19 protein-coding genes and 1 tRNA gene are annotated in these 18230 nt (G+C 67.8%); 8 read left to right on the forward strand and 12 right to left on the reverse strand.

All coding sequences use genetic code 11. From position 1 onward, the window contains the following. The first annotated feature begins 9 nt into the window (after nt 1-9). Nucleotides 10-921 (forward strand): TAXI family TRAP transporter solute-binding subunit, encoded by a 912-nt coding sequence (locus tag BLW75_RS12090; RefSeq protein WP_091597366.1) that lies wholly within the window; start codon nt 10-12, stop codon nt 919-921. Here the strand turns inward: BLW75_RS12090 and BLW75_RS12095 are convergent. Together BLW75_RS12095 and BLW75_RS12100 are read right to left on the reverse strand one after the other, a co-directional pair. Beyond that, nucleotides 907-2307, reverse strand: a complete 1401-nt coding sequence (locus tag BLW75_RS12095; RefSeq protein ID WP_034311959.1) for a sensor histidine kinase — start codon at nt 2305-2307, stop codon at nt 907-909. The genes BLW75_RS12090 and BLW75_RS12095 overlap by 15 nt on opposite strands. A 4-nt stretch (nt 2308-2311) precedes the next feature. After that, nucleotides 2312-3001 (reverse strand): response regulator transcription factor, encoded by a 690-nt coding sequence (locus tag BLW75_RS12100; protein ID WP_034311961.1) that lies wholly within the window; start codon nt 2999-3001, stop codon nt 2312-2314. Between the two features lie 397 nt (nt 3002-3398). On the opposite strand from BLW75_RS12100, the gene BLW75_RS12105 reads away from it, so the two are divergent. The 5 genes from BLW75_RS12105 to BLW75_RS12125 all read left to right on the forward strand — a co-directional run bounded on the left by BLW75_RS12105 (nt 3399) and on the right by BLW75_RS12125 (nt 7287). Continuing rightward, entirely contained in the window at nt 3399-4127 is a 729-nt protein-coding gene (locus BLW75_RS12105; protein WP_198935738.1) for an amino acid ABC transporter ATP-binding protein, read from the forward strand. A gap of 55 nt (nt 4128-4182) precedes the next feature. Further along, entirely contained in the window at nt 4183-5040 is an 858-nt protein-coding gene (locus BLW75_RS12110) for a glutamate ABC transporter substrate-binding protein (protein WP_034311964.1), read from the forward strand. An 84-nt stretch (nt 5041-5124) separates the two neighbouring features. Then, entirely contained in the window at nt 5125-5820 is a 696-nt protein-coding gene (locus BLW75_RS12115) for an amino acid ABC transporter permease (RefSeq protein WP_206743472.1), read from the forward strand. Continuing rightward, the gene (locus BLW75_RS12120) at nt 5817-6722 is read left to right on the forward strand and encodes an amino acid ABC transporter permease (RefSeq protein WP_034311966.1); all 906 of its coding nucleotides are present in this window, start codon (nt 5817-5819) and stop codon (nt 6720-6722) included. The genes BLW75_RS12115 and BLW75_RS12120 overlap by 4 nt, the downstream gene beginning before the upstream one ends. A gap of 121 nt (nt 6723-6843) precedes the next feature. Then, nucleotides 6844-7287, forward strand: coding sequence for a class I SAM-dependent methyltransferase (locus BLW75_RS12125; protein ID WP_034311970.1), 444 nt, complete (start codon nt 6844-6846; stop codon nt 7285-7287). A 147-nt stretch (nt 7288-7434) separates the two neighbouring features. Here BLW75_RS12125 and BLW75_RS12130 read toward each other — a convergent pair. The 5 genes from BLW75_RS12130 to BLW75_RS12150 all read right to left on the reverse strand — a co-directional run bounded on the left by BLW75_RS12130 (nt 7435) and on the right by BLW75_RS12150 (nt 11652). Then, nucleotides 7435-7506 (reverse strand) — tRNA-Glu (locus BLW75_RS12130). 314 nt (nt 7507-7820) lie between these two features. Further along, nucleotides 7821-8573, reverse strand: a complete 753-nt coding sequence (locus BLW75_RS12135; protein ID WP_005164720.1) for a succinate dehydrogenase/fumarate reductase iron-sulfur subunit — start codon at nt 8571-8573, stop codon at nt 7821-7823. Next, nucleotides 8570-10486, reverse strand: coding sequence for a fumarate reductase/succinate dehydrogenase flavoprotein subunit (locus tag BLW75_RS12140; RefSeq protein ID WP_034311973.1), 1917 nt, complete (start codon nt 10484-10486; stop codon nt 8570-8572). Before BLW75_RS12140 ends, BLW75_RS12135 begins: the two co-directional genes overlap by 4 nt. 51 nt (nt 10487-10537) lie before the next feature. Beyond that, nucleotides 10538-11368: a hypothetical protein gene (locus BLW75_RS12145; protein WP_034311975.1), complete on the reverse strand. Its 831-nt coding sequence runs from the start codon at nt 11366-11368 to the stop codon at nt 10538-10540. After that, nucleotides 11365-11652 (reverse strand): hypothetical protein, encoded by a 288-nt coding sequence (locus BLW75_RS12150; RefSeq protein ID WP_034311977.1) that lies wholly within the window; start codon nt 11650-11652, stop codon nt 11365-11367. Before BLW75_RS12150 ends, BLW75_RS12145 begins: the two co-directional genes overlap by 4 nt. Nucleotides 11653-11916: 264 nt before the next feature. Between BLW75_RS12150 and edd the strand changes: the two genes are divergently transcribed. Then, on the forward strand, nt 11917-13806 hold the full coding sequence (gene edd, locus BLW75_RS12155; protein WP_034311979.1) for a phosphogluconate dehydratase: 1890 nt from the start codon (nt 11917-11919) through the stop codon (nt 13804-13806). Continuing rightward, nucleotides 13803-14423 carry a bifunctional 4-hydroxy-2-oxoglutarate aldolase/2-dehydro-3-deoxy-phosphogluconate aldolase gene (gene eda, locus BLW75_RS12160; RefSeq protein WP_034311981.1) on the forward strand — a complete coding sequence of 207 codons (621 nt, stop codon included), beginning with the start codon at nt 13803-13805 and terminating at the stop codon, nt 14421-14423. Before edd ends, eda begins: the two co-directional genes overlap by 4 nt. A 46-nt stretch (nt 14424-14469) precedes the next feature. Here eda and BLW75_RS12165 read toward each other — a convergent pair whose 3' ends face one another. From BLW75_RS12165 to recA, 5 genes are all read right to left on the reverse strand, one after another. Beyond that, the gene (locus BLW75_RS12165) at nt 14470-14907 is read right to left on the reverse strand and encodes a GNAT family N-acetyltransferase (protein WP_034311984.1); all 438 of its coding nucleotides are present in this window, start codon (nt 14905-14907) and stop codon (nt 14470-14472) included. 88 nt (nt 14908-14995) lie between these two features. After that, entirely contained in the window at nt 14996-15436 is a 441-nt protein-coding gene (locus tag BLW75_RS12170; protein WP_034311987.1) for an iron chaperone, read from the reverse strand. A gap of 50 nt (nt 15437-15486) precedes the next feature. After that, nucleotides 15487-16110, reverse strand: a complete 624-nt coding sequence (locus BLW75_RS12175; protein WP_034311989.1) for a VOC family protein — start codon at nt 16108-16110, stop codon at nt 15487-15489. 322 nt (nt 16111-16432) lie between these two features. Beyond that, complete coding sequence (locus BLW75_RS12180) at nt 16433-16960, reverse strand: regulatory protein RecX (RefSeq protein WP_198935739.1); 528 nt, start codon at nt 16958-16960, stop codon at nt 16433-16435. A gap of 209 nt (nt 16961-17169) precedes the next feature. Beyond that, nucleotides 17170-18210, reverse strand: a complete 1041-nt coding sequence (recA, locus tag BLW75_RS12185) for a recombinase RecA (protein WP_005164741.1) — start codon at nt 18208-18210, stop codon at nt 17170-17172. Nucleotides 18211-18230 lie beyond the last annotated feature (20 nt).

The raw sequence follows: 18230 nt of genomic DNA on the forward strand, positions 1-18230 counted from the left end.
TCGACCCTCATGAGGAGACCAGGGGTGCTCGCGGTGGTGATCGCCGTGGTCTGTGCCCTGGTCGCCGGGTGCGGGCCCGATCTCTCCGGGACGAAGGTGCGGATCGCGGCGGGGCTCGACGGCGGCGTCTACGACAAGCTGGCCGAGGCGCTGGCCGACGCGTGGGCCGCGCAGCTGGACACCGAGCGGCCCGTGATCCAGGAGACCCAGGGCTCGCCGGACAACGTCGGCCGGGTGCGTGCGGGGAAGGCCGACGTCGCGTTCGTGGCCGCCGACGTCGCCGCCGACGACACCGCCGGGCTGGCCGCGCTGGCCCGCGTGCACGACGACTACCTGCACGTCATCGTCCGCGCCGACTCGTCGATCAGGTCGTTCGCGCAGTTGCGCGGGCACAAGGTCGCGATCGGTTCGCCCGATTCGGGTGTCGAGTTCCTCTCGAAGCAGCTGCTGAAGGCGGCGGGGCTGACCGGCGCGATCGACCGGCGCAATCTCGGCCTCCCCGAGGCGCTGCCCGCCCTGGAGAACCGGCAGATCGACGCCGTCATCTGGTCGGGTGGCCTCCCGACGCCGTCGATCACCGAGAAGGTGCACACGGTCGGCCTGCGGCTGCTCGACATCACCGACCTCGCGGACGCCCTGCGGGCCACCAGCCCGGTGTACCGGACGGCGACCATCCCGGTGACGGCCTACAACCTGCCGTCGCCGGTGACCACGCTCGTGCTGCCGAATTTCCTGGTGGTGCCCGCGTCGATGCGCGACGACGTCGCCGAGGCGCTCGTACGCGGCCTGTTCGACGCACGGGACCAGCTGGTCAAGGCGGCCGGCGCGGCGTTGTCGATCGACGTCCATCCCGCCATCGAGACCTCGCCTCTGCCGCTGCATCCAGGCGCGTTGCGCTATTTCCGGTCACTCAAGGATTAGGGGCAGGGTCACGGTCACCTGAAGGCCCCCGCCTTCGGGTGAACCGAGCCGCAGCGAACCGTCCGAGCGGGCCAGGATCTCGGTGACGATCGCCAGGCCGAGACCGGATCCGGGCACGTTCTGATGCGCGGTGCTGCGCCAGAACCGGTCCGCGGCGCGTTCCAGCTCGTCTTCGCGCAGGCCGGGCCCGTGGTCGCGGACGGCGATGTCGACCTTCCCGTCCGCGGCGGTGACGTCCACCCGCACCTCGGTCCCCGGCTCGGTGAACTTGAGCGCGTTGTCCAGCAGCGCGTCGAGGACCACTTCGAGACCGCGTGCCGGCGTGAGCACCCGCAGCCCGCCGCCCAGCCCGGTCGCCACCAGCGTGATGTCACGTGCCGCGCCGACCACGGTCCAGTCGGCGACCCGGGCACCCACCATCTCGTCGAGGCCGACCGGCACCAGTTCGCCACCCGAGGCCTCGGCGCGGGCCAGCGAGAGGAGTTCGTCGAGGATCTGGTTGAGCCGTCGCGCGTCGACGACGGCGGCTTCGAGGTCGGCCGCGGCGAGGTCGTCGTCGACGTGTCCGTCGAGGTTGCCGAGCCGGATCTTCAACGCGGTCAACGGGTTCCGCAGCTGGTGGGAGGCGTCGGCGACGAACGCCCGCTGCGCCGAGAGGGCCTCGTCGACACTGGCGGCCATCCGGTCGAAGGACCGTTCGAGCTGCCGCAGTTCCGGCGGCCCGCCGGTCTCCCCCACCCGTTTGACCTCGCGTCCGCTGACCACGGAAGCGACCAGTTCGCCGGTGGCGTCGTCGAGCCGCCGGACCGGGCGCAGGATCCAGCGCACCACCGGCACCGCGACCAGCAGCGCGAGCCCGAACGCCAGCACCGCGCCCGCCGCGATGAGCAGCCACCACCACAGCAGTTCGGTGCGGGCCTTGTCCGTCGAGGACACGGTGATCACCGCGCCCCGCACCTCGCCGTCGATGAGGATCGGCTCGGCCAGCACCAGCGGCTCGGTGTTCCACGGCATCAGCAGCTGCCCGGGCTCCGAGCGCCGCCCCGCCAGCGCGTGCTGCAGATGCGAGGCGATGACGGGGTCCTTCAGATCGATCCCGGGCGTCTCACCCGGGCCCCTGGCGACGGATTCGCCGTCCTGGTCGACGATCGCCACAGGCACCCCGTAGACCTCGGTATAGCGGCGGAGTTCGTCCTCGATCAGGTCCGGCCGGTTCTCCACCAGCGGGCGCTGGGCCAGCGACGCGAACCGGGAGGTGTCGGTGAGGCGGTCGAGGAAGAGGTCGAGCTGCACACTGGCCGCCACGCTGAGCGCCAGCGGGATGCCGAGGCCGAACACGAGCGCCGCGACCAGCGTCAGCACGATCGCCTGGAGGCGGACGCGCACCGGCTCAGCCCTCTTCGGCCGGACCGTAGGCGCCGCCGAGGCGGTACCCGACGCCGCGGACGGTCTCGATCAGCGCGGGCCTGCCCAGTTTGGTCCGCAGGGTGGCGACATGGACGTCGAGCGACCGGCTCTCCGCGGGGCCGCGATGCCCCCAGACCTCGGTCAGCACGTGATCACGGGCGCAGACCGCGCCGCGGGCGGTGACCACCAGTGCGAGCACCTGGAACTCCTTGCGGGACAACGAAACCGGCTGTCCGTCGACCTGCACCTCATGGCGCCCGATGTCCACCGAGACGTCACCCGCGCGGATGACGCCGGGCGGTTCGGGCGCGGCAGGCCGTTCCCCTCGGCGACGGCGCACGGCCTCGACACGGGCGACCAGTTCGTCGACGTCGTAGGGCTTGACCAGGTAGTCGTCGGCGCCGGACCGGAGCCCCTGGATCCGGTCGTCGACCTCGCCCCGCGCCGAAACGACGATCACCGCGACGTCGCTGACCGCGCGGATCCGGCGGCACAGCACGATCCCGTCGATATCGGGGAGCCCCAGGTCGAGCAGCACGACGTCGACCTCGTGCACCAGATCGAGCACCCCGGCGCCGGAGGCGAGGCGTTTGATCGTCAGGCCGCGCCGGGTCAGCGCGGGCGTCAGGGCACCCGCGACCCGGTCGTCGTCCTCCACCAGCAGTACCCGCACCCGTGTTTTCCCTTTCACGCCGTCACCGCCACCGCGACGACTTGAAGAACGACTCTATGGGGTGAGTCACCTCTCGCGCTGCCCGTACCGCTGAGCCGGATGGCCCTGTGAGGGACCCACTGCACGCCGTAATGGTCACGATGCGTCACAGATCTGCTGTGACCCCGGTTACGGGACACCCCTGCCTTGTCTAGGCTGATCAGCGCCGGACGGAGGTGGACCGGGGCCGTCCGGTGGCTTGAGAACGATACGGACTTGAAACCCTAAGTATTGGTCAAGCCGTCTTTACAAGCGGTCCGACGGGAGTAGGTTTCCGCCATCGCGTGGTGCCTGACCCCGCAGTCCCCTGCAAACGAACGCTCCTGGAGGCCAGATGACCGCGGAGGTGGCGGCGCCGATGATCAAGGCGGCCGCCGTGAACAAGTACTTCGGCGACCTGCACGTGCTCAAGGAGATCAACCTCGAGGTGCCGCGTGGGCAGGTCGTGGTCGTGCTCGGGCCGTCCGGGTCTGGCAAGTCGACGCTGTGCCGGGCGATCAACCGGCTGGAACCCATCAACTCCGGCGAGATCGCGGTGGACGGCGTTCCGCTGCCCGCCGAAGGAAAGGCGCTGGCCGCGCTGCGCGCCGACGTCGGCATGGTGTTCCAGTCGTTCAACCTGTTCGCGCACAAGACGATTCTCGAGAACGTCATGCTCGCGCCGATGAAGGTCCGCAAGGTCAACACGGCCGAGGCCCGCAAGACCGCGATGGACCTGCTCGAACGCGTCGGCATCGCCAATCAGGCAGGCAAGTACCCGGCGCAGCTTTCCGGCGGGCAGCAGCAGCGTGTGGCGATCGCCCGCGCGCTGGCCATGCGCCCCAAGGTGATGCTGTTCGACGAGCCGACCTCGGCGCTGGACCCGGAGATGGTCCAAGAGGTCCTCGACGTGATGACCACGCTCGCCAAGGACGGGATGACGATGCTCGTCGTCACCCACGAGATGGGCTTCGCGCGGCGCGCGGCGAACCGGGTGGTGTTCATGTCCGACGGCGAGATCGTCGAGGACTCCACCCCGGACGACTTCTTCACCAAGCCGAAGACGGATCGCGCCAAGGACTTCCTCGGCAAGATCCTGACCCACTGAGGTCTTCCCCGCCGGCCGGTATGGCTGGACAAGATTCGGAAGGAAACTGAGAACAATGCGGTTGAACCGAGTTCTGCGAATGAGCGCGGCCGTCGTGGCGGCCGGGCTCGCCCTCTCCGCCTGTGGTGGCGGCGGGTCGGACGCCGGCAGCGGCTCCAGCGGCGCCAAGAACGTGGTGGCGAAGGCCAAGAGCGACAAGAAGCTGGTCATCGGCATCAAGTTCGACCAGCCCGGTCTCGGCCAGAAGCAGGCCGACGGCACCTACGCCGGTTTCGACGTCGACGTGGCGAAGTACATCGCCAAGGAGCTCGGCGTCGAAGAGTCGGGGATCACCTGGAAGGAAGCGCAGTCCGCGCAGCGTGAGGACCTGATCAAGAAGGGTGAGGTCGACTTCATCGTCGCCACCTACTCGATCACCGACAAGCGCAAGAACGAGGTCTCCTTCGCGGGCCCGTACTTCATCGCCCACCAGGATCTGCTGGTGCGCGCCGACTCCACCGACATCACCGGCCCGGAGTCGCTGACCGGCAACAAGAAGCTCTGCTCGGTCAAGGGTTCGACCCCGGCGCAGAACGTCAAGGAGAAGTACGCCAAGGAAGTTCAGCTCGAAGAGCGCGGCAAGTACACCGACTGCGTCACCTCGCTGCTGAACAAGACCGTCGACGCGATGACCACCGACGACGTCATCCTGGGTGGCTACGCCGCGCAGCAGCCCGGCAAGCTGAAGCTGGTCGGCAAGGGCTTCACCGACGAGAAGTACGGTGTCGGTCTGAAGAAGGACGACAACGAGAGCATCACCGCGATCAACAACGCGATCAAGAAGATGCAGCAGGACGGCGCGTGGAAGGCCGCTCTGGAGAAGAACGTCGGCCCGTCGGGCTACAAGATCCCCGAGCCCCCGGCCATCTCCTGACACCCGGCTCGCTGAGCCGCTGAACTGAAGGAATCGAACGGTGCGCCGTGTACCGCGGCGCACCGTTCCCATACCGAGGCTGGGTTGAGCACCTTGTTCGATTTCCTCGACAATCCCAATTACGACTTGCTCGGCGCCTTCTGGATGACGATCAAGCTCACCTTCTTCTCCGCGATCGGTTCCCTGATCTGGGGCACCATCCTGGTGGGGATGCGGGTGAGCCCGGTTCCGATCATGCGGGCGTTCGGCACCGCCTACGTCAACATCTTCCGGAACACCCCGCTGACGGTGATCATCGTCTTCACGTCGCTGGGATTGTCCTCCACCCTGGGGCTCAACCTGGCCTCGTCGGAGTCGACGACGTCGTTGGAGGACAACGCCTTCCGGCTCGCGATCCTCGGCTTCGTCGCCTACACCGCCACGTTCGTCTGTGAATCGCTGCGGTCGGGTATCAACACCGTCCCGGTCGGCCAGGCGGAAGCGGCCCGCGCGCTGGGGCTCGGCTTCGTCCAGGTGCTGACCCTGATCGTGCTGCCACAGGCGTTCCGGTCGGTGATCGCACCGCTGGCGAATGTCATGATCGCGCTGCTGAAGAACACCACGGTCGCCTCGATCATCGGTGTCGCCGAGGCGTCGCTGCTGATGTCGGACATGATCGAGAACGAGTCCGACTCGCTGCTCCTGGTCTTCCTGGTCTTCGCCGTCGGGTTCGTCGTCCTGGTCCTCCCCCTCGGCCTGCTGCTGGGCTGGGTCGCCAAGAAGGTCGAGGTCAAGCGATGAGCGCGCAGACCGTCCTCTATGACATTCCCGGTCCGAAGGCGCGGGCGCGGAACTGGCTCTACAGCGTCCTTTTCTTCCTCGTCCTGGCGTTGGTCCTCTATTACATCTACGTAGGCTTCGACGAGAAGAACCAGTGGGCCGGCGCACTGTGGGAGCCCTTCCTCAACGGCTCCACCTGGACCGAGTTCATCGTGCCCGGTCTGCTCAACACCCTGAAGGCCGCCGCGCTGTCGATCGTGATCGCGCTGCCGATCGGTGCGCTGCTGGGCATCGGCCGGTTGTCGGACCACAAGTGGATCCGGGTCCCGGTCGGCGCGGTCGTCGAGTTCTTCCGGGCGATCCCGGTGCTGCTGCTGATGGTCTTCGCCGCGGCGTTCTACGCGTTCTACACCGACATCGACGCCGAGATCCGCCCGCTGTTCGCCGCGGTGACCGGGCTGGTGCTCTACAACGGTTCGGTCATGGCCGAGGTGTTCCGTGCGGGCATCCTGTCGCTGCCGAAGGGCCAAGGCGAGGCCGCGTCCGCGCTGGGTATGCGCAAGACCCAGATCATGATGACCGTCCTGCTGCCGCAAGCGGTCACCCTCATGCTGCCCGCGCTGGTGAGCCAGCTGGTCGTCATCTTGAAGGACACCGCGCTGGCCGGTCAGCTGACCATCGGCTTCAACGAGCTGATCCGCAGTACCGGACCGCTCACCGGTCTCTACGGCAACACGATCCCGACACTGATCATCGTCGCGATCATCTTCATCGTGCTGAACCTGCTCCTGAGCTGGTTCGCGTCGTGGCTGGAGAACAAGCTGGCGCGGCGGAAGAAGGCGCCCAAGGGCGCCAAGCCGGTGCACTCCGCACCGTCCAGCGTCGTCATGCAGCGCGACGACGCGAGCGGTGGCGCGCTGTAGCTCCATAAGTACATGAAGGCCCCCTTCCTTGCGCCCAGGTACAGGAAGGGGGCCTTCATGTACTTCGGGATAGGCCTCTTGGTCCTGTCGGGACAGCGGTCGCTCGGCTAGCGTCGGCCGTATGGCGGACCAGGCCGCGACGCTGCTCGAAGCGATGCCGGACCTGGCGGGCAGGTCGATCCTGGTCGTCGGGTGCGGCGATGGCCGCTATCCGCGCCTGTTCCGGCAAGAGGGCGCTCGCCGCGTGGTCGGTGTCGACGCGGATCAGAAGCTGATCGCGGCCGCGCAACGCGAAGAGGAACGCGACCCCGTCGGGGTTTCGTACGAGGTCCACCAGCTCGCCCGGCTGCCGGTGATGGGTGCCTTCGACGTCGTCGTGGCCTTCCTGGACTCTCCCGCTCATCTCGGTCGCGTCGCCGCGAGCCTGATGACGGGCGGTCTGCTGGTGGCCGTCGCCACGAACGGGCTCAATCTGGAAGAAGGCTTGCGGGACAACGGCTTCCGGGACCTCGTCCTGCGCCGCCACGAAAGCGGCGACGTGCACAGCGCCCGCAAAGTGAGCTGAGTCGCGCACCCTGGTGTCGAGCCAGGCTGGCCGGGGCTATGAATCCCGGCCGGTCGCCGGACCGTGCGCGTCTGGCGGTATGGGACACACGGACCCCACACCGCCGCACCGGTACGACCGAACAGGTTTCCCCGCCGTGCCGGGGCGTAGCGCGTGTGGGAGTCGAACCCACGTCACCGGGGTGAAAACCCGGTATCCCTTCCGCTGGACCAACGCGCCTTGGCCTGGAACACAGTCCGGCGCGCGCCGCGCACCGGACTGCTTCGTTCCAGAAATCAGGGTCACCGAAAGAAAGAGCCGCCCGGTTCGGTTTCCCGATGGGCGGCTCCACGTGTGCGACGTCCTGCTAGGACATCGGCCGGGAGCCGTGTTCTTCTTCCATACCAAGGGCCATGGCGTAACAACGTCGTGTCATGTGTCCTCCTTGGTCGGTGTGCGGGTAAGTGTGCGACAGGCATAGGGGCGGCGGCAACCGATTTAGCTCGTGAGTGGTAAGGACGGTTAGAACCGTCCTTACCACTCACGAGAGGTGACTACTTGTCCCGCCGGAACAGCTTGTTCCCCAACCAGACGATGGGGTCGTACTTCCGGTCCGCGACGCGTTCCTTCATCGGGATCAGTGCGTTGTCGGTGATGTGGATGCCCTCGGGGCACACGTCCGAGCAGCACTTGGTGATGTTGCAGTACCCGAGCCCGTGCTCCTCCTGCGCCTCGTCACGCCGGTCGGCGACGTCGAGGGGGTGCATTTCGAGTTCGGCGATCCGCATGAGGTACCGGGGGCCGGCGAAGGCCTCCTTGTTCTCCTCGTGGTCACGCACCACGTGGCAGGTGTTCTGGCACAGGAAGCACTCGATGCACTTGCGGAACTCCTGCGAGCGCTCGACGTCCACCTGCTGCATCCGGTACTCCCCCGGCTTCAGCTCCGGGGGCGGCGTGAACGACGGGATCTCGCGGGCCTTGGTGTAGTTGAACGACACGTCGGTCACCAGGTCGCGGATCACCGGGAACGTCCGCATCGGGGTCACGGTGATGACCTCGTCCTCGGTGAAGGTCGACATCCGCGTCATGCACAGCAACCGCGGCTTGCCGTTGATCTCCGCCGAGCACGAACCGCATTTGCCCGCCTTGCAGTTCCACCGCACCGCCAGATCCGAGGCCTGGGTGGCCTGCAACCGGTGGATGATGTCGAGGACGACCTCGCCCTCGTTGACCTCGACGCTGTAGTCCTGCAGCTCACCCGAATCGGCGTCACCACGCCAGACCCGGAAACTCGCCTTGTAGCTCATGCCGGACTCCCGGGGTGCGAGGCCAGTTCTTCGTCGGTGTAGTACTTCCCCAGCTCGGACAGTTCGAAAAGCTCCAGCAGGTCCTGCCGCAGCGGGGTCTGCGCCTTGACCTCGATTCCGATCTCCGGCACCACCGGGTTGTCGCCCGGCGTCGCCGAGCAGACCAGGAGTTTGTTGCGCCACTGGGCGTCCATGCCCGGGTGGTCGTCGCGGGTGTGCCCGCCCCGGCTCTCGGTCCGCATCAGCGCGGCCCTCGCGACGCATTCGCTGACCATCAGCATGTTCCGCAGGTCGACGGCGAGATGCCAGCCGGGGTTGAACTGCCGGTGCCCTTCGACGGTGACCCGCTTGATCCGCTCGCGCAGTTCCCCGAGCTTCTCCAGCGCCCGCTCGATCTCCTCCGCTTTGCGGATGATGCCGACCAGATCGTTCATCGACTGCTGCAGCTCGGTGTGCAGGCTGTACGGGTTCTCCTCGACACCGTTGCCCGGCGGGTCGAACGGCGCGAGCGCCATCGCCGCGGCGGCGTCCACATCGGACTGACTGACCTTGGGACGGTCCTTCAGTTCCGACACGTAGGACGCGGCACCGAGACCCGCGCGGCGGCCGAAGACCAGCAGATCCGACAGCGAGTTGCCGCCGAGCCGGTTCGAGCCGTGCATGCCGCCCGAGCACTCGCCCGCGGCGAACAGCCCGGGCACGCTCGACGACGCGGTGTCCGGGTCGACCTCGATCCCGCCCATCACGTAGTGACAGGTGGGGCCGACCTCCATCGGTTCCTTCGTGATGTCGACGTCGGCGAGTTCCTTGAACTGGTGATACATCGACGGCAACCGTTTGCGGATCTCCTCCGCGGGCAGCCTGCTGGCGATGTCGAGGAAGACCCCGCCGTGCGGCGATCCCCGGCCGGCCTTGACCTCGGAGTTGATCGCGCGGGCGACCTCGTCCCGCGGCAGCAGATCCGGGGTGCGCCGGTTGTTGTCGGCGTCGGTGTACCAGCGGTCGGCTTCTTCCTCGCTGTCCGCGTACTGCCCCTTGAAGACCTCGGGGACGTACTCGAACATGAACCGCTTGTCCTCGGTGTTCTTGAGGACCCCGCCGTCACCGCGGACGCCTTCGGTGACCAGGATCCCCTTCACACTCGGCGGCCAGACCATGCCGGTCGGGTGGAACTGGACGAACTCCATGTTGATGAGCTTCGCCCCGGCCCGCAGCGCCAGCGCGTGCCCGTCACCGGTGTACTCCCACGAGTTCGAGGTGACCTTGAACGACTTGCCGATGCCGCCGGTGGCGAGCACCACCGCCGGCGTCTCGAACAGGATGAACCGGCCGCTCTCGCGCCAGTACCCGAAGGCGCCGGAGATCCGGCCGTTCTCGGTCAGCAGTTCGGTGATCGTGCATTCGGCGAAGACCTTGATCCTCGCCTCGTAGTCACCGGTTTCCTTGAAGTCCTCTTGTTGCAGCGAAACGATTTTCTGCTGCATCGTGCGGATCAGTTCGAGCCCGGTGCGGTCGCCGACGTGCGCCAGGCGCGGGTACGTGTGCCCGCCGAAGTTGCGCTGGCTGATCCGGCCGTCGGCGGTGCGGTCGAACAGGGCGCCGTAGGTCTCCAGTTCCCAGACCCGGTCCGGCGCCTCCCTGGCGTGGAGTTCGGCCATCCGCCAGTTGTTGAGGAACTTCCCGCCGCGCATGGTGTCGCGGAAGTGCACCTGCCAGTTGTCGTTCGAGTTCGCGTTGCCCATCGACGCCGCGCAGCCGCCCTCGGCCATCACCGTATGCGCCTTGCCGAAGAGCGATTTGCACACCACCGCGACGCTGAAGCCGCGTTCACGGGCTTCGATGACCGCGCGGAGACCGGCACCGCCGGCACCGATCACCACCACGTCGTAGTTGAGCCGTTCGACCTCGGTCATGAAAAGAGCCACCTCAAAGCTTGTCGCCGGGGACGGGAGGTTCCCGCGCCGCTAGTTGATGAACCGCAGATCCGAAATGGCGCCGCTCGCCACGAGCATCACGTAGAGGTCGGTCAGCACGAGCGTGCCGAGCGTCGTCCACGCCAGTGCCATGTGGCGGGTGTTGAGTTTCGTGATCTGCGTCCAGATCCAGTAGCGGACCGGATGTTTCGAGAAGTGCTTGAGCCTGCCGCCGGTCACGTGACGGCACGAGTGGCACGACAACGTGTACGCCCACAACAGGATCACGTTGCCGCTCAGCACGATGTTGCCGAGGCCGAAGCCGAATCCGCCGGTCTTGCCGTGGAAAGCGGTGATCGCGTCGTAGGTGTTGACCAGCGAGACGACCACGGCCACGTAGAAGAAGTAGCGGTGGGCGTTCTGGATGATCAGCGGCAGCCGCGTCTCACCGGTGTACTTCGCGTGCGGTTCGGCGACCGCGCAGGCGGGCGGCGAGAACCAGACCGCGCGGTAGTAGGCCTTGCGGTAGTAGTAGCAGGTCAGCCGGAAGCCCAGCAGGAACGGCAGGACGAGGAAGCCGAGCGGGATGAAGCCCGGCAGTTCGCCGATCCAGGCCCCGAAATGCCGGGAGCCTTCGACGCAGGATTCCGAGACGCAGGGCGAATAGAACGGCGTCAGGTAGTGGTATTCGGGCACCCAGTAGGCGGTGCGCACGAAGGACCTGATCGTCGCGTAGATGATGAAGGCGGAGAGGCCGAGGACGGTCAGCAGCGGGGACAGCCACCACCGGTCGGTGCGCAGCGTTTTTTCGGCGATCCGGGCCCGCGACGGCGCGCGGACCCCCGTACCCCGTCCGGCCTCATTGCCGGCGGGGGCGCTCACCGCTGGTCGCGCTTGTAGCCGCCGACGCCTTCGTCATCGGCGCCTTGCCACAGCGCCGGGTCGTAGGGCGTGTCGGGAATCTGGACACGGTCGGCGGCCTTCGCCTGCGCGGGCACCGCGTTCGGGGTCGTGTCGAGGTCGGTCGCGTCGATGTCGAGCCGCTCGACGTCGTTCGCCAGGCGTCGTACCGCCGAAGCGTCGCCGTATCGGGATCGCAGCGCGCCGACGCACTGCCTCAACTGACCGATGGCTCGCCGAAGCTCGGCGATCTCTGTGGTGGACATCGGTACCTCCCGATGGTCGGTTCGGTTGGCCGCTTGAGCCTTCGAAGGCCGGCGATTCCTCGCCGTCTCGACTCTGCCGCGCGTTGTGCAATGTGACAAGTAGCACAGTGGAACCCAATGACGTGACGGAGGTCACGCGAGTCGATCTTCTGTATCGATTTTGATTCGGGCTTTCCCCCGAGGTACTGTGGCCACTGTCACGACCCAGCGACGTCAGCGTTGCCGTCCCGCGGACCACCACGACCAGTGATCCGGAGCCGGACAATGAGCACCGCCCCGAACGTCCACCCCATCATCGCCGAAGTCACCGAGCGCATCGCCGCCCGCAGCGCCGAAACCCGCGCCGCTCACCTCGAGCGCGTCGCCGCCTCCCACGAAGAAGGACCGATGCGGCGCGGCCTCGACTGCAGCAACCTCGCCCACGGCTTCGCCGCGATGGAAGGTGTCGACAAAGCTGCACTGCGCGCCGTGCGGGCGCCGGGCGTCGCGATCGTCTCGTCCTACAACGACATGCTTTCGGCGCACCAGCCGATGCAGGAATACCCCGCGATGCTCAAGGGCTCGGTCCGCCAGGCGGGCGGGGTGGCGCAGTTCGCCGGTGGCGTGCCCGCGATGTGCGACGGGGTCACCCAGGGCCGTCCCGGGATGGAACTGTCGCTGTTCAGCCGCGAGGTGATCGCGATGTCGACCGCGATCGCGCTCTCCCACGACATGTTCGACGCGGCGCTGCTGCTCGGCGTCTGCGACAAGATCGTTCCCGGCCTGCTGATCGGGGCGCTGTCCTTCGGGCATCTCCCGGCGATCCTGGTACCCGCCGGGCCGATGAACTCCGGCCTGCCGAACAAGGAGAAGGCGCGCGTGCGCCAGCTCTACGCCGAGGGCAAGGCGACCCGTGAAGACCTGCTGGACGCCGAAGCGGCTTCGTACCACTCGGCGGGAACGTGCACCTTCTACGGCACGGCCAACTCGAACCAGATGGTCGTCGAGGTGATGGGCCTGCACCTGCCGGGCGCCAGCTTCGTGCAGCCGAACTCGCCGCTGCGGAAGGCGCTCACCGAAGAGGCCGGACGCCGCGTGGTGAAGCTTTCGCGAGGCGCGGAGTACACGCCGATCTCGCGCGTGATCGACGAGAAGGCCGTCGTCAACGGTGTCGTCGCACTGCTCGCCACGGGCGGTTCGACCAACCACACGATGCACCTCGTCGCGATCGCCGCCGCCGCGGGCATCCAGCTGACCTGGGACGACTTCTCCGATCTGTCGTCGGTGATCCCCCTGCTGGCCCGCGTGTACCCGAACGGCAGCGCCGACATCAACCACTTCCACGCCGCCGGGGGCATCCAGTTCCTGGTCGGCACCCTGCTCGACGCGGGCCTGCTGCACGAGGACGTCCGGACCGTCGCCGGACCTGGTCTGCACCGGTACCGGCAGGAGCCGATCCTGTCCGAGGGTGAGCTGGTCTGGCGTGACGTCCCGACGCGCAGCCTCGACGAGGACGTGCTGCGTCCCGTGTGGCGGCCGTTCGCCGCCGACGGCGGGCTGCGGATGGTCGCGGGCAACCTCGGCCGCGCGGTGATCAAGGTGTCGGCCGTGGCGCCGGAGCACCGGATCGTCCAGGCCCCGGCGCGGGTGTTCACCGACCAGAAGTCCTTCAAGGACGCTTTCGAGGCGGGCAAGCTGGACCGCGACGTCGTCGTGGTCATCCGGCAGCAGGGTCCTCAGGCCAACGGGATGCCGGAGCTGCACGGGCTCACCCCGGCGCTGGGCGTGCTGATGGACCGCGGGCACCAGGTGGCGTTGCTCACCGACGGCCGCATGTCGGGCGCGTCCGGCAAGATCCCGGCGGCGATCCAGGTGACCCCGGAAGCCGCGGTGGGAGGCCCGATCGCGCGGATCGCCGACGGCGACGTCGTCCGCCTCGACGCCAAGGCCGGGACGCTCGACGTCCTCGTGGGTGACGAAGAACTCGCCCGCCGTGAACTGGTGGACTCCCCTCCTTCGGAGGCATCCTGGACCGGCACCGGCCGGGAGCTGTTCGCGGCGCTGCGCCGCGCGGTCGGCCCCGCCGATCAGGGCGCGAGCGTGTTCGGACCGCTCACGCCGGAACACTTCGGCGCTCCGGCGCACACGTTGACCCCTGTGGAGGTAACCCAGTGACCACCGGCGCCGACCTGCTCGGCCTGTCCCCCGTGATGCCCGTCGTCGTGCTCGACGACGCCGAGGACGCCGTGCCCACCGCGCGGGCCCTGCTCGCGGGCGGGATCGGCGTGATCGAGCTGACCCTGCGCACCCCGGCGGCACTCGCCTCCATCGAGCGGATCGCCGCGGAGGTTCCGGAGATCGTCATCGGCGCCGGGACCGTCACCGCGCCCGAGCACGCGAAGCAGGCGGCAGACGCCGGCGCGAAGTTCCTGGTGACCCCGGGCTGCACGGACTCGGTGCTGGACGCCGCGTTCGAGACCGGGCTGCCGTTCCTGCCGGGCGCGAGCACGGTGTCCGAAGCGATGCGACTGGCCGAACGCGGGCTGACCGCGCTGAAGTTCTTCCCCGCCGAGGCCAGCGGCGGCGTCGCGTACCTGAAGTCGATCGGCGGGCCGCTGCCTGGGCTGAAGTTCTGCCCGACCGGCGGGATCACCGTGAAGACCGCGCCGGGCTATCTCGCACTGTCCAATGTGGGCTGCATCGGTGGTTCGTGGCTGACGCCGAAGGACGCCTTGGCGGCCAAGGATTTCGGGAAGATCGAAGCGTTCGCGGCGGAGGCTTCGAAGCTCTGATCCGTGTTGTGAGGGCCACTCGTGTGACGGGTGGCCCTCGCTGTTTTCAGAGCGGCAGCTGGTACTGGAGGAAACCGCGATTGACCGCGACCTGGTCGTACAGGCGGCGCGCGGTGGCGTTGGATTCCTTGGTGTGCCAGTAAACCCGGTCGCAATCGCGGTCGCGCGCCCAATCCGCGACGGCCTCGATCAACGCCCGCGCGACCCCCTTTCCCCGGGCTTCCGGCGCCGTGAACAGGTCTTGCAGGTAACAGACGTCGGTGAGCGCGGAAGTGCTGGGATGCACCAGGAAATGCGTGATCCCGGCGAGCTCGCCGCCCACGCGGGCCCCGAGCGCGTGCATCCGTTCCCCTGCCTGGAATTCACGCCAGGCTCGGTCGTAGACCTCTTGCGGCGCGACACGTTCGTAGAAGGCGATGTACGCGCGGAACAGGTGTTCCCAGCCTTCGCGGTCTTCGGGCTCCAGCGGAGCGATGGTGATCATGTGGTCCTCCCAGTGATCACCCGAGCCTAGGGTTTCGCCGCTGTCTCGCGAGTGGCCACTCACGCGGTAAAACAGGCTGCCACTCTCGTCAGCTGACGGCTTGCTTCACCAGGCTGGCGATGCGCTGCTCCACCTCCGGGGTGACGCCGGTCAGCGCGAAGGCCGTCGCCCACATCGCGCCGTCGTCCAGCCGAGCGGCCTCGTTGAAGCCGAGCGTCGCGTACCGCGTCTTGAACTTGGCCGCCGCCTGGAAGAAGCAGACGATCTTGCCGTCCAGCGCGTAGGCGGGCTGGCCGTACCAGAGTTTCGGCGCGAGCATCGGGGCGTTCGCCTTTACGACGGTGTGGACCAGCTCGGCCAGCGCCCGGTCCTCATCGGACATCTCGGCGATCTTCGCGACCACGTCCTGCTCGGCCGCCGCCGCTTTGTCCGCGGCCGAACCGCGGCGGGCCGCCTTCTTCATGTCCTGGGCGTGTTCCTTCATCGCGGCCTTCTCTTCGGCCGTGAATCCTTCGTACGTGGCGGTCATGGCGGTTTCTCCTCGGTAAGCGGCGAGCGGGGGCATCCGGTAGTGGCACATCAGGACTGGGTGGCGAGAGTCGAGGTCTCCCAGACGAACCCGTCGAGGTCGGTGAACGGCGCCGCGCCGCAGATCGCGATGCGGTGCGAGCCGGTGCCCTCAGGGGACACGCCGGCGTCCTTGGCCAAGGCCTTGCGCTTGTACAGCGCCAGCTTGACGGGGCTCGAGCCGGATTCGAACTCGACGTAGACGCGGCCGAAGCTCTTCCCCACGGCGAGGCCGTGCTCGACGTAGAACTTCTTGCTCGCGGCCACGTCGGCGACACCCAGAAGGAGCACGATGGCGTCGAATTCGCGGACCGCCGGTCCGGTGTTCTTCTTCGCCGAAGTGGCGATCTTCCAGATCGCCCCGTCCGGAGCCCGCACGGCTCCGCCGTAGCCCCACATCGACTTCGTGGCGGGCTTGATCACGGTCGCCCCGGCGGCGACGGCGGCGTCGATGAGCGCGTCGGCGTTGGCGGGCTGGGAAACCGTGAGGGAGAGGGTGTAGCCGCGGAAGCCGGTGGACGGCTCCTGTGAAGCCCGCAGCCGCAGCTCGGAGCCGAGCCCGAAGGCGGTGGTGTAGAAGCGTTCGGCGGCCTCGGTATCGGCCGCTTCGAGGGTGATGGCGTCGATGAAGTTCATGCCGATAACGCTATTTCCGGGCAGGCCTCCGACGCTTCTCGATTCCTGATCGGTCGTATCGGCGCTGGTCAGAGCCACGCTCCGGCGTCTCGCATGCGCGGAACACGGCGTCTGGCGTGATCGGATGGCCGACACGCGTGATCAGAGGGACGACACGCGTGATCCAACGGCCGACACGCGTGTCCAGACAGGCGACTCGCGGCGGAACTCGGCCGCGAGCGTGTCGGCCGTTCCATGACGCAAGTCGGCCTGCCTGAACGCAAAACACCGGCCGGCGGGCAAGTGTGCCCGCACGGCCGGCGAGCGGCTCAGATGAGGAAGCTCAGTCGAGGGTGGCGTCGTCCAGCAGCGCCGACTCGGCGCCGAACTCGCGGAGTTCGTCGCGGATCACGGTGTAGGCCAGCCCCTGGGGATAGCCCTTGCGGGCGAGGAAGCCCAGCAGGCGGCGGATCGCCGTCTGCTCGTCGACGTTGCCCAAGGAGCGCATGCGCTTCCGTACCAGCTCTCGGGCGCGCTGCTCCTCTGCCTCTCGGTCCACCTCGTCGGCGGCCTGGACGGCGATATCCCCATCGATTCCTTTGCGTTTGAGCTCGGCTACCAGGGCGTTCCGTGCCAGGCCCATGTTGGCATGGCGGGAACGCACCCACATCTCGGCGAACTCGGCGTCGTTGATGAGCCCTGCCTTGTCCAGCTTACCCAGCAGGGTCTCCGTCGTCTCCTCGTCGAAGCCCTTGCGCTTGAGGGCCTGACGCAGTTCGTCCGTGGAACGCGGGCGCGCGGCCAGGAGATCGAAGCAGATCTCCTTGGCCTTCTTCCTCCGCTCGTCCGGCGGCAGCTCCGCCGGATCCACCTTGGGCGCACGCATTCAGCTCTCACTCCTCAGAAGGCAACAACGAATCGCACCCGAGGCCCGGAGGCCCAGGGGGCTTGCCTCCTGGCGGGGATCCAAGAGGCGGAGCCCCCTTGACGGGGCCTGGGGGGTTCGACCCCCAGAAGGCACGGCGAAGGGATGAAGGCGAGCGCTCTCCGCGAGCACACACCTCCCGATCCCGCGGCCCCTTAGAAGTCGACCGGCGCGGGGGCGGCTTCGGCGTCGACAGCGGCACCGATGCCGAGCTTCTCCTTGATGCGCTTCTCGATCTCGTTGGCGATGTCCGGGTTGTCCAGCAGGAACTTCCGGGCGTTCTCCTTGCCCTGGCCCAGCTGGTCGCCCTCGTAGGTGTACCAGGCGCCGGACTTGCGCAGGATGCCCTGGTCGACACCCATGTCGATCAGCGAACCTTCGCGGGAAACACCCTTGCCGTAAAGGATGTCGAACTCGGCCTGCTTGAAGGGCGGCGCGACCTTGTTCTTGACGACCTTGACACGGGTGCGGTTGCCGACCGGCTCGCCGCCGTCCTTCAGCGTCTCGATGCGGCGGACGTCCAGGCGGACCGACGCGTAGAACTTCAGCGCCTTACCACCGGTCGTGGTCTCCGGGGAGCCGAACATGACGCCGATCTTCTCGCGCAGCTGGTTGATGAAGATCGCGGTGGTGCCGGAGTTGTTCATCGCACCGGTCATCTTCCGCAGCGCCTGGCTCATCAGCCGGGCCTGGAGGCCGACGTGGTTGTCGCCCATCTCGCCCTCGATCTCGGCGCGCGGCACGAGCGCGGCGACCGAGTCGATGACCAGGATGTCGAGCGCGCCGGAGCGGATCAGCATGTCCGCGATCTCGAGCGCCTGCTCACCGGTGTCCGGCTGGGAGACCAGCAGCGCGTCGGTGTCGACGCCGAGCTTCTTGGCGTACTCCGGGTCCAGCGCGTGCTCCGCGTCGATGAACGCGGCGATGCCGCCGTTCTTCTGCGCGTTGGCGACCGCGTGCAGCGCGACGGTGGTCTTACCGGAGGACTCCGGACCGTAGATCTCGATGACCCGGCCGCGGGGGAGGCCACCGATCCCGAGCGCGACGTCGAGCGCGATGGCGCCGGTGGGGATGACCTCGATCGGCGCGCGGCCCTCTTCACCGAGGCGCATGACCGAACCCTTGCCGTACTGCTTGTCGATCTGGGCGAGGGCCAGTTCGAGCGCCTTGTCCTTGTCGGGTGCTGCTGGTGCCATGGAGTCCACCTCGTTGGTTG

Source organism: Amycolatopsis lurida, from assembly GCF_900105055.1.
GTDB lineage: Bacteria > Actinomycetota > Actinomycetes > Mycobacteriales > Pseudonocardiaceae > Amycolatopsis > Amycolatopsis lurida.

Bases quoted from the DNA above. Each gene is read 5' to 3' on its own strand.
- BLW75_RS12090 (WP_091597366.1), top strand. From the start codon at position 10: ATGAGGAGACCAGGGGTGCTCGCGGTGGTGATCGCCGTGGTCTGTGCC.
- edd (WP_034311979.1), top strand. From the start codon at position 11,917: ATGAGCACCGCCCCGAACGTCCACCCCATCATCGCCGAAGTCACCGAG.
- BLW75_RS12120 (WP_034311966.1), top strand. From the start codon at position 5,817: ATGAGCGCGCAGACCGTCCTCTATGACATTCCCGGTCCGAAGGCGCGG.
- BLW75_RS12125 (WP_034311970.1), top strand. From the start codon at position 6,844: ATGGCGGACCAGGCCGCGACGCTGCTCGAAGCGATGCCGGACCTGGCG.
- BLW75_RS12150 (WP_034311977.1), bottom strand. From the start codon at position 11,652: ATGTCCACCACAGAGATCGCCGAGCTTCGGCGAGCCATCGGTCAGTTG.
- BLW75_RS12135 (WP_005164720.1), bottom strand. From the start codon at position 8,573: ATGAGCTACAAGGCGAGTTTCCGGGTCTGGCGTGGTGACGCCGATTCG.
- BLW75_RS12105 (WP_198935738.1), top strand. From the start codon at position 3,399: ATGATCAAGGCGGCCGCCGTGAACAAGTACTTCGGCGACCTGCACGTG.
- BLW75_RS12165 (WP_034311984.1), bottom strand. From the start codon at position 14,907: ATGATCACCATCGCTCCGCTGGAGCCCGAAGACCGCGAAGGCTGGGAA.
- BLW75_RS12170 (WP_034311987.1), bottom strand. From the start codon at position 15,436: ATGACCGCCACGTACGAAGGATTCACGGCCGAAGAGAAGGCCGCGATG.
- BLW75_RS12175 (WP_034311989.1), bottom strand. From the start codon at position 16,110: ATGAACTTCATCGACGCCATCACCCTCGAAGCGGCCGATACCGAGGCC.
- recA (WP_005164741.1), bottom strand. From the start codon at position 18,210: ATGGCACCAGCAGCACCCGACAAGGACAAGGCGCTCGAACTGGCCCTC.
- BLW75_RS12140 (WP_034311973.1), bottom strand. From the start codon at position 10,486: ATGACCGAGGTCGAACGGCTCAACTACGACGTGGTGGTGATCGGTGCC.
- BLW75_RS12110 (WP_034311964.1), top strand. From the start codon at position 4,183: ATGCGGTTGAACCGAGTTCTGCGAATGAGCGCGGCCGTCGTGGCGGCC.